The following is a 14040-nucleotide window of genomic DNA, read 5'->3' as shown; positions in this document are numbered from 1 at the left end:
TAGCGCGTGATTTTTGGCCGGTCTCCAAGACTTGTGCTACACTTGATCGTTGAAAGTTGGCCTGCGTTCCGGAGGCACGTTCCCGATGGCAGATGATCGTGCCGCAGTCATCCAGACGCCGGTCGGAGCCAAGACTTTGACCTTCACCCAGCTGATCGGACGCGACGAGATCAGCCGCTGCTTCGCCTTCACCGTCGGCTTCGTGAGCAACGACCTGCAGGTCGACCCCCTGAAGATGCTGGGCGGCACTGTCTCGATCGAGGGGGAATCCGATCCGAAACGCTGGTTCAGCGGTCTCATCTCCGAGTTCCGTCTCACGCGTATCGAGGAGAGGCTGGCCTATTACGAGGCCGTGGTCAGGCCTTGGCTGTGGTTCCTCGGCAATACCACCGATTGCCGCATCTTCCAGAAGATGAGCGTCGTCGAGATCGTCGAGGACATTTTCTCCAAGCACGCTCCCGCCAAATACGAGAAGCGGCTCCAGGGATCGTACCCCGCGCGCGATTATTGCGTGCAGTACGACGAGACCGACCTCGACTTCGTGCAGCGCCTGCTCGAGCACGAAGGCATCATGTACTTCTTCGAATATGGCGATGGCGAGCACAAGCTCATCCTGACCGACGCCATGAGCAAGCTGAAGCCGGCGCCCGGCTACGAGAAGGTGCCCTATCACCAGGAGGGGCGGGCGGCGAGGCGCGACGTCGAATACATCTCCGACTGGATACCCGGCAGCGCCGTGATGCCGGGTGCCTACGCCCATACCGACTACGACTTCAAGAAACCGGGCGCCGACCTGATGGCCGTATCGACGAAGGCCTTCAGCCATGAGCGGGCATCCGGCGAACACTATCGCCAGCCGGGCGCTCATCTCGATGTCGGGCGCGGCGACGCGATCGCGGCGATCCGGCGCGAGGAGATCCAGGCCGTGCACCGGCGCGTTCGGGCCGCCGGCACCGTGCGTGGCCTGGCCTCGGGCTCAACCTTCAAACTCGAAGGCTTTCCGCGCGAAGACCAGAACCAGGAATATCTGGTGGTCAGCGCCGAATACCGGCTGTTCGATCCCGGCTTCCGCAGCGGCGTCGAAACGGAAGCCGAGAACTTCCGCGTGACCATGGAGGTGGCGCCGACCTCATTGCCCTACCGGCCACCGCGCATCACGCGGCGGCCCGTCATGCGCGGCCCGCAGACGGCGACCGTGGTGGGTCCCTCGGGCGAGGAAATCTTCACCGACGAATATGCCAGGGTGAAGGTCCAGTTTCATTGGGACCGCGAAGGCAAGAAGGATCAGGACAGCTCCTGCTTCGTACGGGTTTCGCAGAGTTGGGCCGGCAGCGGCTGGGGCTTCATCCAGATTCCGCGCATCGGCCAGGAGGTGGTCGTCGACTTCATCGAGGGCGATCCTGATCTGCCGATCATCACTGGCCGCGTCTACAATGCCTCGCAGATGCCACCCTACGGACTGCCCGGAAGCGCAACCCAATCGGGCTGGAAATCGAACTCCTCGAAGGGCGGCGGCGGATACAACGAGCTGATGTTCGAGGACAAGGCCGGTTCCGAACTGGTCAATTTCCAGGCGCAGAAGGACCACAACCTTCTGATCAAGAACGATCGCACCAAACTGGTGCAGCACGACCAGTCCGACCGCATCGACAACAACGCCAAGCATTCGGTCGGCGTCGATCTCGACGAGGACGTCGGCAACAACAAGACCGTGAAGATCGGCGTCGACCAGACGACCAATATCGGCTCGAACGACACGGAGACGGTGGGCGCCAACCGGTCGCTGACGGTGGGGGTCGACGAGACGATCGGCATCGGCTCAAACTCCACTGAGACGATCGGGTCCAACCACACCCAGACCGTGGGCCTCGTCCAGACGATCACCGTGGGCGCGGCGCGGATCGATACGGTCGGGGCGGCCGAGACCCGAAGCGTGGGGGCGGCGCAGATAAACACGATCGGCGCGACGCGCTCGGTGAGCGTCGGCATCAATCAGAGCCATGACATCGGCGCGAGCGACAGCTGGGACATCGGGGCGAACCAGAGCGTGCAGATCGGGGCCAATCAGTCCTTCAAGGTCGGTAGTGCCCTGAGCAGCGATATCGGTGCGGCGCGCAGCGCAAAGATCGGTGCAGATGACTCGACCGACATAAGCGGCGCGCATTCGCTCAAGATCGGCAAGGGAAGCGGCATTCAGATCGCGCAGGACAGTTCGATCAAGGTCGGCAAGAATCTGGTCATCGATGCGGGAGACTCGATCCTCATCAAGACCGGATCGGCGAAGCTGATGATGAAGAAGGACGGCTCGATTGCGATCGAGGGCAAGGACATTTCCGTAAAGGCTTCAGGCAAGATCAGCATCAAGGCTTCGAGCGACATTGTGATGAAGGGTTCGAAGATCAGCGAGAACTGAGGTGACGGCCATGGGCAGCGTTCACGAGCGGATCGACGGCGTCGTGATAGGAGTCTTCCTGGGATTCGGCGAGGATGCCCCGCTCGTTGTCTTTCCCGGGAACCCGCAAGAGACGGCGGTGCCGGCACGCAGCCTGACGGAACTGACATCGGAAATGATCGGCGCCGAGGTCGCGCTGCTTTTCCAGGAAGGTGATCCAGGCCGCCCCTTGATCGTCGGGCGCATCGTCGAGCCCACTCGCAAGTTGCCGCCCCAGGTTGTTCGCGACGGCGAAAGAGTGAAGATCACCGGCGAGGAGCGCATCGAATTCAGATGCGGGAAGTCGACGATCATCATGGAGAAAGACGGCCGTATCACCATTCGCGGTACCTACGTTACCAGCCATGCCAGCGCCGCCAACCGCATCCGCGGCGGTTCGATCGATTTGAACTGATGGCGGCCGTGACGCCACAACATCGGCCGCCTGCGGGGCCGCAGCCGCCCCTCGTGCCCTTCGTCGTGAAGCAGCACGTCGAGCAAGCCGCCTTCCTTTGGGCGCAACGGGACACTCTGATGGCGGCTGGCTCAGCGGATTCGAACGTAATTGCCGGGATCGACAGACGCCTCGAGGCTAACCTCGATGGCCTGCGCATTGCCGGCGAGGCGGCTTGGCCCTTCATTCAGGAACAGTACGAGGACTATCCGGAGAAGGGCGAGCTTTTCGTTTTCTCCTTTTTCGCGATCGAACGGCGGGATGCGACGCGCATTGCGCAGGCGCTCCGCCTTGCTCGCCAGTCGCAGGACGCCACGGGACTGACCGGCGCACTTTCCTGGCTCCCGGCGAAGGCCATCGGGCAACTGGTTCGCGAATGGATCACCTCGGCCGACGCCCTTGAACGCTTCCTGGCCGTCTCAGCCTGCGCGTCGCATCAGGTCGATCCGAATACGCATCTCGCCCGCCTCGTGCGCGACACGGACGCGAGGGTGCGATCTTCGGCGTATCGGCTAGCCGGCGTGCTGAAGCGCCGCGACCTTGTCGATGCCCTGCGGCTGGGACTGCATGATCAGGACGAGATGGCGCGAGCCCGAGCGGCAATGGCTCTGGCTCAACTCGGCGCCGATCCTGCTGCTACCGCAGCGCTGAAGAAGGTTGCGGTCAGCGGCAGGCCGGAGTCGATCTCGGCGCTCCGTTCGATCGTTGAGGGCGGCCCTGAAAAGGATGTGCGCGTCTGGCTAGGCGAGCTTTTGAAGTCGCCCGAAACGGCCCCGCTCGCTGTGCGGGGAGCAGGGATGCTGGCTGACAGGACAATCCTGCACTGGCTAATCCACCAGATGCGCAATCCAGCATTGGCGGAAGCGGCAGGAACTGCATTTCTCGAACTGTTTCCCCAAGCCCGTGAAGATAGCCAACTTTTCTCGGTCGAGACGTCGCTGCTTGGCCAGCCATTTGCGGATCACTTCGACGATGACCCTCCCTACTTGCCGGTCGCCGATCTGGTAAAGGAATGGGCAAAGACGCGAGGATTGCTCTGACTTGGCATTTGACCTCGCCGGTGGCCAAGTCAGAAAATCGACAAGGCGGCGAGGCGATCTGGTCGTGGGGTGCTCCGCTCATCGCCAGGCCGTTGGGTCGATGAACCTGCGAATCCAACCGACCGTATTCCCGTTGGTCAGGAACCGATCTCCCGGGAAGTCCGGATGGTGGTCAAGAAAGAGGGGCCCAAGGGCGTTTGCGATCGCATAATACGGGTCGAGACTGGAGTCCGGCCGGTGCTGGTCACCAGGTACCGGTCGAGGGCCGGCAATGAACACCGAAGCATGGGTTCGGTGGGCGACTGTCACGGCCGGCGTGTCGGCCAGGCGGACCAGTATCTCCCGGACTCCGGGGGCCGATCGAAACTCGCGGCCCACTATGGTGATCCAGTTCACCGCCTTGATGCCCTTCCTTATCAGGCGCAGCGTGCCGTTCATGTGCTCAATATCCACGCCCCAGAAGCGCCGCGCTCGCGCATAGATCGCGTCAAAGGCGTCCTCCAGGAAGTTGGGTTCATAAACAAAGACGAGGCCGCCATGGCCCGAATGCAGGGCAACATTGTCGGCAACGGCAAGAGCCATCCTCACCAGCAGATCCGGGTCGGTTTCCAGCGGTACAAGCACGCGTGCGAAGGCGAACAGGCCTTCGGACCGCCAGTGCGCGCGCTGACAGTTGAGGCTCCAGCTTCCGGAGGGCTCATCGATTTCCAGACCATCCCAATATTGAGCTTCGAAAGCCCGCCCTTGCCGAATGCGCTCGCGGGACGGCTCGAAGTAGGGCCGGCGGATTCTCGCTGTCGCGGCGCTCCGCCCCTGCATCGTCAGCCTTGGAGCGGCGATGTACGACCATATCGGGAGTTCCGCTATCTTGAATTTGATCAACCTGTCGGTAGGGCACGCCGCCTCATAAAGATCGAGCAGAAACTCGAATTCCTCCTCGGTCGGACCCTGGAGATAGATCGTCAGGTCCAGCATGACCTTCAAGACGACCTGCCCATCGATGACTACGGGTTGGGCGAGTGCCGGCGGCAGGGGCGGAACGCGCATCTAGTCCGACTCCCTGTCGTCGATGCCCCTCGTCTGATTGTCGATCATCTCACGGAGCAGGCCAAGCTTGTACATCAGGAACGACGTGAAGTCCGGAAGCCGCCGTTCTTCCTTGTTGATGTCAAGCACGACGACATCCATTTCACCATCCGCGCGCAGGGTTTGTGGATCCAGATATACTGCCTGCCTGGAGTCCTCGCCGAGCATCACAGGGAGGGCGCCGTTCTCAAAAGGGTTCTCCTGGTCCAGATCGGAAAATACTTCCTGCAGGTCGGCGAGGACGTCCTCGACCCATTCATCGTCGTGGTCTTCGACCGCGAGCAACTTGGCGTCGCCTGCGAAGTTCACCCAGCCATTGTGGAGTTCGAGAAAGGCCCGATAGCTCGGCGGCAGCGGCTTGCTCAGCTTTCGTTCGAGCCGGGCGAGTTGCTGCCGCGAAGCGGGCTCGCCGAGTTCATGGTCATATTCTTCGTCGAAAGCGAGTTTGTCGTAGGTGCGCAGCGCCTGCGCCAACTGTTCGACAAGTCGCGGGAGTGGCAGCGATTCTTTCATATTTGTGGTCCTCCAGGATCAACAGCAGTCGCCCTTGACACCGGTGTGCTTCTTGGGGCCGCTCGTCACGAGCTGGTTGAGTTGGCCACCGATCCATCGGTTCGGTCGGCGCGACATCCACCTGAGATTGTTCAGATCGGTCGGATGGCCGCAGAATTGAATCTCTTTGACATGATCTACGCTGAATCCTTTGTAAGGAGGCTTGCTGTTGCTGGCCTTGTCCTGCAACTCCTTTTGGCACTTCTTGGAGAGATGCTTGAACCCTTTCTGGTTCAGCGCCTGCAGTTCGGGATTGTTGCTTTCCCGCATGGCCATGCCTCTCAATTGGGCCGCCCTTGCATTTCCTTGTTCTCTCAAGCTGTCGTAGCTGGTTATCGCGCTGCGTAAGGTACCTTTCATTTCCTTGTTGATATCTGCGATCTTTGCACAAATCTCCTCTTTCTCGCAGTCCGTAAATTTGTGGCGACCAGGCGAAGGTTTTTCTGGCGCGTTGTCGCAAGGTATCGTGAGGATATTTGGCCGTCCTGGACTATTTGGGTTGACGTTCCCCATGAGATCGACAGTATTCTTGTTGTTGTGGAATTTCTTGTCGGTGTCTCGACAGGCATTCTTGCCATCCATCTTGACGTCGAAGGAATAGGTGATCCAGTCGGTCGCCTGCTTGAAGGTGTTCGATTTGACACCGCCCACGGTCCCCGGCTCGTCGCCCGTCGAGGTGGAGTACTGGGAACCCTTGATGGCGATCATCTTGCCGCCCTTGGCGAAGACTGTCGTCGTGCCGTTCGTCAACGTTCCGCTGAGGGCAAAATTGGGATAGGGCATCGGCACCGGCCCGCCCGGCGTGGGCGTTTTGCACACGTCCGGAATGGTCGCCTTCGAGAACCCCGTTGATGATTTATGCGTCAGGCCGAGGCCGTTGACGGTGATGTGGGTGGGCATCAGCGTCTCTCCGTGAACCCACCGAGCAAGGCAGCGGCGCGGGCGCCGTTCTCCGAACTCGCCCAGATAAGCGTGAGTGGCCCCTTTCGGTAGCCGCGAGCTTCCGCTTCCGTTACGAGGCCCACATAAAGGGGCCCGGATGCCGCGCCAACATCACCCCAGCAATCGGCGGGCGTCTCGAAATCGGCTGCGTCCTTGAAACGGCCGGGATTGCGCAACACTGCAAATCCGTACTCGTTGCCACGGTAGCGTTCGCCATTCATGTCGCAAATGATACGGTCGACTGAATCGGGTGGCGCGTTCTCGAAAAGAAGCTGGAAAGCAGCGCTCAGTCCTTCGCCGAGGCAGACCGTCCGGGTCTTGATCCGATGCTCCTCCTTCGCCAGCGAAGTGCCCACGACCTGCAGCAGCGGTGTGATTCCAAGGTTTCGGGCTGTCTCCAGTCGCGTCATGAGACAAAATCCGGCGGCCTCTCCCGGACAGAAGCCGTAGACGTTCCCTTCGGAATGCAACTGGCCATTCTCGTCGAGCCACTCCAGGGTTTCGGGCTCGAGATAGGTATCGATGCCGCCCGCCAGGCAGAACTTGGCTTTGCCCTCTTTGAGAAGCTTGCAGGCATGATGGATGGCGAGCAGCCCGCCGGCGTGACCGCCGGCGTTTACACCCCCTCCTTCGAGGACCAGGTCGTTCGACAGTCGAGTACGCAATTGCGCGTAGACGCTGGCTGAGAACTCGCCCTCCTGTCCTGGCCTCGGTTCGCCCGTGGAGACGATCAGCGACACCGGCGCAGTCGGTCCAACTCCCAGCATCGGCGCAAGCGCGTCGAGGGCCGGTGCAACGGCAATTTGCACGGCGCGTTCAGGCCCAAGAACACTGCCGTCGATACCTGGATCGGGTGCGATCCTCATCAGTGCGCCAAAACGGTCGACCATGTAGGGATGATCCTGAATCGCCGATATTCCGGCGCGCACGGCTGCCGCGCTGGCGGCGACAGAGAATCCGAGCGGCGTGCGTGCGCCTACGCCGATCACCACGACGGTGCTGCCGCTGGCCATTATTCGGGACCTGTCCAGACACCGGTGCGGCTGACGGCAGGCGAAACACCGGTCCGCCGACGCAGGCGTATCGTCGTGGTTCTGAGCTTCTCCTCGTCGTAGGGCACTGGCAGGCTCGACATCCAGGTAATGCTAAACTGGCGTTCGTCGGGTCTCAGCCGGAGTGTGTGGATCGTAGCTTGGCCGTGCTGGCGGTTGGGCAAGTCATAAAAGTGTGTGGTGACGTCGAAGGTGATGCGCGGCAACAGGAACTGCAGGAAACCGTCTCGCGTGAAATTGCCCAACCTTACATCCTCGTAACCCATCAGCGGTGCCTTCGTTTGCTGGTCCGCCGGTGCGCATTGATAGTAAAGGCGACTGAAATTGGTGGGCAGCAGGGGATCGCGCGTCTTTCTCCATTCGTCACCGTAGGTGCCTGCGTACTTGATGCGCGGCTGCCAATGCGGTGCGACGGGACCGAAGCCCGCCGGCGCGCCGGCACGATGATCGCGATAGGGTGCGTCGGGGTATTCGAGATTTGGGGCGATCTTGCCGACCAGTCTTTGCGGATCCACCGCAAATCCCGTGCCTATCGGGTTTCGCTGATCCCAATCCGGCTTCGACGCGGTCGTATCGGTTCCGCCATAGGTGCGGCGCCAACTGATCGGTATCTTGACGAACGGCTCCGGCTGGCTCGTCCGCACGGACACTGGCCCCGGCATGAACACACGGTCTCCGATCACCTTGACCGTCTTGTCCAGGTCGCCGACCTTGAGCCGCGCCATCGTCTCGATACCGGGGTGCCCCCCGGGAGCGTAGACGTGCCCGTCGATCAGGATGTCGGTGTGCCTCTTTTCGATGCAGAAATCGTCGTCGTCGAGCAATTCGTCGGGATCGGCGCCGAAGACGGGCGCCATATTTACGGGTACCTGGGATTTCAGCGGTGTTTGCTTGCCGTCCGGATCGATCTCGAACGATGCCTTGATCGCCACCAGCCACACTTCGCAGCCGTGTTCGTCGCGCGTCCACAGGCCTTCCGCGGCGAACGGGGTGTGGTTCTCCAACGGCAACATTAATGCTGTACCCTCTCAAGGGCTGTCGAAATGGCGTTCATCGATAGGTCGCCGCATGGCTTGCGGTCATGAACTGGTCTCCCAACTCGCGATGAACAACTGTTCCAGCACAGCCCGTGGCGCGTCCGGATCCACGTCGAAAACGTCGGACTGCCGGGTCCAGAGAACCATTCCGTCGAGGATCTCTCCGCCTGCGGCGGGGGGCGGGGACGGAAGCGTAGCCAGTGCGGCTTCGAGCTCGTCGGGCGTGAGATGGCCGAGTTGGGCTTGGATACCCAATTCTTCGAGCCCGAGGAACCAGGACTCGCCCGACGAGACAAGTCCGAAACAAGCGTCCGGCAGGAGCGTCACCATGCTGAAGGGAAAGCGCCTCCCGGCGCGGTCCGCGCTGGCAACGATGAGGCCTGCGGCAGGTCCGAAGCTGGCCGGACCGGATAGGAAACGCAACGCCAGTTCCTTCGGCCAAAAAGGCATGCCGACCAGCGGAGCGATATGCTGTGCCAACCACCGATCCCAGGCGCGCACGAAATCGTGGGGCAATCCCCGACCCACAAAATCCCCCGCCGCCGGAATCTTCCCGTAGAAGCCCGGGATCAGATTCTCTCCGGGCATGTGAACCTCGCGAACATCTTCAGATTGTAGGGATTCTCCACGCTCGAGGCGCGCAGTTCGAAATCGGCGTAGTAGGCGCGGGCGGCGAGCCTGAGCTTGTAGACTTCGGGGAGGTCGGTGCCGGCGAACCGGCCACCGCGCAGCATCCTGAGCCAGGCCCAGCTTCCAGTCTCGCTGACGACGACAGCGGGCGAGCCGTCGAGCGGCTCGAAGGAAAGCGTGATGACGCCGGTGCCGTCCTTGCCCGGCCACGTCATCGGCTGCGGGCGGGTGGCGTTGTTGAAATAGGTGAGCATCTGGCCGTCGACATTGAGCGTCACCCGCGCCACGCTTGGCGCGAGGTCCTTGGGCTCGAGCGTGAAGCTCATGGTCGGTCCGCTGCCGGCGGCAAATAGCTCGTCCCTGATCCTGCGCGCCTGTTCGAACGCGGCGAGCACGGAAGGATCGAGCCCGAAATCGGCGCGCCATTTCCAGGGTGAGCTGGCCGTGTCGACATAGCCGATCAGATGGTCGTTGATGAAGTTGTCGATCATTCCGCCCGGGCCGAAGAGGCGCGAGAAGTCGCGAATGTTGACGTCGATCGCGCTGCCGGAGTCGAAAGGATAGCGGTTGGCCAGCGCAGCCTGGCAGAAGGGCAACACGTCGGCACGCCAGATCGCGTTGAGCTGCGAGGTGACCGCCTTTTCCGTCAGGCCGGTCGTATCGCCGGCAATGCCGGCGAGCCAATCGTCGAGCGGATCAGGCAGCGTCCTGGCTTGCGTGGCAACCGCGCCGGTCAGTTCGCCGAGGCCGCCCTGCCGCTTGATGGCGTCCTGGGGGTCGGGGCTCGCCGAAAGCGTCTGCAGCATGTTGGACAGCGCCGTCAGCGCCGCGACCGTCGCATCGAGGGAAGGGGGCAGGCCATCGACCTCCGCGACGGCGCCCTTGATCGGCTTGAAGTGCTCGGCCACCTGCGTGCCCGAGATGTCGGTCTCCGCCGTCGCCCCCGTCCGCGGCAGCAGCTTTATGCCCTTCTTCGCATATTTGCCGATCTTGCCGAATTTGCCGAGCAGCTTGGACGCGCCCTTCGATTTCGCCTTGTCGTCGCCTTGCTCCTCCTCATCCGAGCGTGTCAGTTCGGTCTCGCGTACCGTCGCATTGACCAGCCGCTTCAGGGCGGAATCGGCGCTGGAGAGATCCTTCAGATTGTCGCTGGCGGTTGCCAGATCGGTCAGCGGCGCGAGCTTGACGTCGCGAAGGAAGCTGTCCCATTGGGCGATAAAGTCTTCGTAGTAGAGCTTGAGGATATCCCCGGACAGCGCGGGGATGGAGGTCTCCGCATTCTCGGAGCATCCACCGGCGAAGACTGCGCGGTCGAGCGCCGCCTGCGCGGCGACGTCTTCGAGCCGGACGAGCACGGCCTCGTGGAAGCCGCCATAGGTGAAGGCGCCGGAGATGCCTTCACGCAGCGTCTTGCCCGAGCGCCGGGCCAGCACCTTGCCGCCGTTCGGGCCGGCAAAGTTCGCCGGGACCCATTCGGCCAGTCCGGCCACCGCGGGGTCGGCCAGCAGCGTCTTGTAGGCGCGTACCGGCAGAGGGATCGAGCACACCGTCTTCAGCGCCTGACCAACCAGGCCCTTGTCGGGGGCGACGTAGCTTTCCTCCACCGCCATGCGGGCGATCGCTGCAACCTGGTGGTCCGCGGCCTCCTGGGTCGGGAAAGGTTGCACCGGCGCGAATTCGGGCAGTTTGTTCAGCCACCAGTCCTGGACGTATTCGGGATCCATCTGCGAAAGGCCCGTCATCATGCGATAGGTCTTGAGCGCGCCGAACAGGAAATCCGGATCACGGATCTGGCGCCACATGGTGGCCTCGAGCAACGAAACCATCCGGGGCTCGAGGATGTTGCGCAATGCATGGTCATAGGCGTCGGTCTGCGCGCGGATGAGTTCGGCGGAAGCCGACGGGCCGATCAGGTCCCGCGCGCCCGAAGGCGGCTCGACCCGGCCGTTGGCCACCTCGGAGACGGCTTCAAGCCCGGCGTAGAGATCGGGCTCCTCCACCGGCGCCTTGCTCACCGCGATCGGGTTCAGAGCCTGGCGAAGCCCGTCGAACAGGCCGGCCTGGGCCGCAATCGCCGAGCGGTTGTCGAGATAGGACAAGGTGAACAGCAGCCCTGCGAGGACCACAGCCGCAGCCGCGGCAGCGGCCGAGCCGCGCCAGATCCACAGGCGCCGGCGCTCGGCGAGGGGGTCGAGCGTGCCGAGGCCGGCTTCCTTGAAGACGACTTCGGTCAGGAGGTTCTTGATGAAGAAGCTGCGTTTGTCCACCCGCCGCACCGGCGCCGCGCGCTGCGGCGGCAGGCCGAAGGAGGCGGTGAGTGCTGCCGTCAAGCGGTCTATGGGAGCGCCCTCCTGGGTCGCCGAGGTGAGATAGAACCCGCGCAGCCAGGGGCTCTCCTCGTAGCGGCTCTCGCCGAAGATCGTCTCGACCAGGGTCTGGATGGGCTGCGACAGGCTTTCGAGCTGGGCCGGGAAGCGGAAGATGTCCGCGCGAACCGCAAGCGAATCCTCATATTCGAGGCGCGGCACCAGCCGCTTTTCGAGTTCCCTTGCCAAGGTGGAAAGCTCGCCGACAACCACGCCGCCGTCGATGCGGGCGTCCGGCGCGAAGGTGGCGCCCCAGACCTGTTCGCGCGCCGAGGTCGACAGGCCGCCGAAGAATGCCTCGAAACCTTTGACAAGGTCGGCCTTGGTCAGCATCAGATAGACGGGCAGGCGGATCTCCAGCCGTTCCCGCAACTCGATCAGACGCTTGCGGATCTTGCGGCCATGCGCGCGGACGGCCTCGTCGCCTTCCGACAGCGTGTCGATCGACAGCGCGACGATGACCCCGTTCAGAGCGCGCCGGCCGCGGTGCTTCTTCAGGAGATCGAGAAATCCCAGCCATTCGGCCGCGTCGACATCGGGCTGGCTCTCCTGCTGGACGTAGCGGCCCGCCGTGTCGATCAGCACCGCATGTTCGGTGAAGAACCAGTCGCAGTTCCGCGTGCCGCCCACGCCCTGAAGGTCGTCGGTGAGATCGATCGGGAAGTTCAGCCCCGATTGGCGCAGCGCAGTTGTCTTGCCGGTCGCCGGAGGGCCCACGATCAGGTACCACGGCATGTCGCGCAGGAACTTGCGACCGCCCAGCTTCCGGCGCTTCAGTTCGTTCATGACGTCCTGGAATTTCGCGCCCACTGCCGCGACGCTCTCCTCGCCCGGGCTCAGTTGCGGCTCTTCCGGAGGGGCAGCGATCTCGGCGACGAACATGCGGTTGGCGCGGATCGCCCTGCGCTGGACGATGATCAGACGGACCAGCCACAGGATCACCAGCACGGCGATGATGGCGATGCGAACCGTCTCGGACGCGAATGGGGCGTAACCGCCGACGCTGACGATCGGGCCGAAGATCCAGATGATTAGGGAAAGCAGCGCCAGTCCGATCAGCGTCCAGAGCCAGCGCGACGTCAGTACCGCCCAGAGGAAGCGCAGGATGAACATCTCAGAGCCTCTTCTCGACCAGCACTTCGACCCGGCGGTTCAATGCTCGGCCCTCGCGCGTGGCATCGTCCGCCACGGGGTCGGTGGCGGCTCGGCCTTCGGTCCGAAGCCGTTCCCGGGGCACGCCGTTCTGGACCAGTATGTCGGCAACGGTCGCGGCGCGGGCTTCCGAGAGGCGCTGATTGGTCGACAGCGGGTTGCTCCGCTGCAGCGGTATGCTGTCGGTGTGGCCGACCACCGTGATATTGCCGATGATCTCCTCGTTCTCGAGGATCACCCTGGCGATCGCGGCAATGAGCGGCTCGAAGCCGTCGGTGAGTTGGGCGCGCGAGGACTGGAAGACCTCGGGACTGGAATTCTGGATGACGAGCGTCGCCAGCGAAACGCTTTCCCGCCCCTTGAGCGCCTTCGACAGCTCGGCGGGGGCGGCCGCCTGGAACTCCGGCACGAGCTCGATCTCGACCGGCTCGATCGCCGGTGCCTCGGATGGCGGCTCGCGAGGCGCCGCGCGGTCGATCTCGGCCCGGTCCGGCGGCGGCAGGGCACGGACGAGCGTGGCGAGTTCGGTCGCCTGGCCGCTGAGCTGCATCGACAGGAAGACATGGATGGCGACGGCCAGAACCGCGGCCGCCGCAGCCATCACCCAGATCGGTATCGCGAAGCGCGACGGCTCGTCGGCGGCGAGCACGCCCTGCCAGTGGGGGGAGAGAGGTGCTTCCTCCCCGTCGGGATCGCGCAGGAATCGCGCCGCCGCGGCACGCACGGCGGCGAGCGACCGGTCGCCCGCCCGCCCGGGGACGCGGTATTTGCCGCGGAAGCCGAGCGCGAGGCATTGATATTGCAGCTCAAGGAGGTCGCGATCGCGGTTCGGATGCCGCTCGAGCTGCTCCAGGCGGGCGAAGAACTGTTCGCCAGCGTCCACGTCGCCCCGCAGCATCACGACCAGCGGCTGGCGCGGCCAGGCGCTGGCGCCTCCCCATGGCGTGTTGAGCGCGAGGTCGTCGAGAAGTGCCGCCACCGCCCAGGCCGCAGCATCGGCCCTGGCGAGCGGGGAACCGCCGGCGACAACGGCATCGCGTGCCTTCACGAGTTCGTCGAGAAGGCGTGTGCGCAAGGCTTCCGGATTGTCGGGCGCGAGCGCGCTCTCCAACTCGGGCGCGAATTCGAGGAGCGCCGCAAAGGCGCTGACGAGCGGATTGGGATGCGAACGCGACCGGCGCAGCGGAGCGCCGGACGGCGGTGGAGCCGCCGGCCGTCGCATCGGCGCGCCGACCAGCCGGATACGGGTCCGTTCTCGATCCTCGGACAGGCCGAAAGGATCGTCCTTGCTCATCGCG

The 14040-nt window shown here is 63.4% G+C and carries 11 protein-coding genes; 3 read left to right on the top strand and 8 right to left on the bottom strand.

All coding sequences use genetic code 11. The features are described 5' to 3' along the window. Window positions 1-85: 85 nt before the first annotated feature. The 3 genes from JN302_RS25885 to JN302_RS25875 are packed head-to-tail and all read left to right on the top strand — an operon-like array spanning window position 86 to window position 3925. Window positions 86-2413 carry a type VI secretion system Vgr family protein gene (locus tag JN302_RS25885; protein WP_202329629.1) on the top strand — a complete coding sequence of 776 codons (2328 nt, stop codon included), beginning with the start codon at window positions 86-88 and terminating at the stop codon, window positions 2411-2413. A gap of 10 nt (window positions 2414-2423) precedes the next feature. After that, window positions 2424-2846 carry a DUF6484 domain-containing protein gene (locus tag JN302_RS25880; RefSeq protein ID WP_202329628.1) on the top strand — a complete coding sequence of 141 codons (423 nt, stop codon included), beginning with the start codon at window positions 2424-2426 and terminating at the stop codon, window positions 2844-2846. Beyond that, window positions 2846-3925, top strand: coding sequence for a HEAT repeat domain-containing protein (locus tag JN302_RS25875; RefSeq protein ID WP_202329627.1), 1080 nt, complete (start codon window positions 2846-2848; stop codon window positions 3923-3925). The genes JN302_RS25880 and JN302_RS25875 overlap by 1 nt, the downstream gene beginning before the upstream one ends. A gap of 78 nt (window positions 3926-4003) precedes the next feature. Here the strand turns inward: JN302_RS25875 and JN302_RS25870 are convergent, their stop codons facing one another. From JN302_RS25870 to icmH, 8 genes are all read right to left on the bottom strand, one after another. Then, window positions 4004-4900: a type VI immunity family protein gene (locus tag JN302_RS25870; protein WP_244846699.1), complete on the bottom strand. Its 897-nt coding sequence runs from the start codon at window positions 4898-4900 to the stop codon at window positions 4004-4006. A gap of 72 nt (window positions 4901-4972) precedes the next feature. Beyond that, window positions 4973-5524, bottom strand: a complete 552-nt coding sequence (locus JN302_RS25865; protein ID WP_202329625.1) for an SMI1/KNR4 family protein — start codon at window positions 5522-5524, stop codon at window positions 4973-4975. A gap of 18 nt (window positions 5525-5542) precedes the next feature. After that, window positions 5543-6463 (bottom strand): DUF4150 domain-containing protein, encoded by a 921-nt coding sequence (locus JN302_RS39260; protein WP_244845937.1) that lies wholly within the window; start codon window positions 6461-6463, stop codon window positions 5543-5545. Further along, window positions 6463-7518, bottom strand: a complete 1056-nt coding sequence (locus tag JN302_RS25855) for a beta-ketoacyl synthase N-terminal-like domain-containing protein (RefSeq protein ID WP_202329624.1) — start codon at window positions 7516-7518, stop codon at window positions 6463-6465. Before JN302_RS25855 ends, JN302_RS39260 begins: the two co-directional genes overlap by 1 nt. Then, on the bottom strand, window positions 7518-8570 hold the full coding sequence (locus tag JN302_RS25850) for a DUF2169 family type VI secretion system accessory protein (protein ID WP_202329623.1): 1053 nt from the start codon (window positions 8568-8570) through the stop codon (window positions 7518-7520). The genes JN302_RS25855 and JN302_RS25850 overlap by 1 nt, the downstream gene beginning before the upstream one ends. A gap of 66 nt (window positions 8571-8636) precedes the next feature. Beyond that, a complete protein-coding gene (gene tagF, locus JN302_RS25845) occupies window positions 8637-9182 on the bottom strand; it encodes a type VI secretion system-associated protein TagF (protein ID WP_202329622.1) in 546 nt (181 codons plus the stop codon). After that, window positions 9164-12703 carry a type VI secretion system membrane subunit TssM gene (tssM, locus tag JN302_RS25840; RefSeq protein ID WP_202329621.1) on the bottom strand — a complete coding sequence of 1180 codons (3540 nt, stop codon included), beginning with the start codon at window positions 12701-12703 and terminating at the stop codon, window positions 9164-9166. Before tssM ends, tagF begins: the two co-directional genes overlap by 19 nt. Window position 12704: 1 nt before the next feature. Further along, a complete protein-coding gene (gene icmH / locus JN302_RS25835) occupies window positions 12705-14036 on the bottom strand; it encodes a type IVB secretion system protein IcmH/DotU (protein WP_202329620.1) in 1332 nt (443 codons plus the stop codon). Between the last annotated feature and the right edge of the window lie 4 nt (window positions 14037-14040).

Source organism: Mesorhizobium sp. L-8-3 (assembly GCF_016756615.1).
GTDB lineage: Bacteria > Pseudomonadota > Alphaproteobacteria > Rhizobiales > Rhizobiaceae.
Note: the sequence above shows the minus strand (reverse complement) of the source record. Positions and strands in the feature narration are given on the sequence as shown.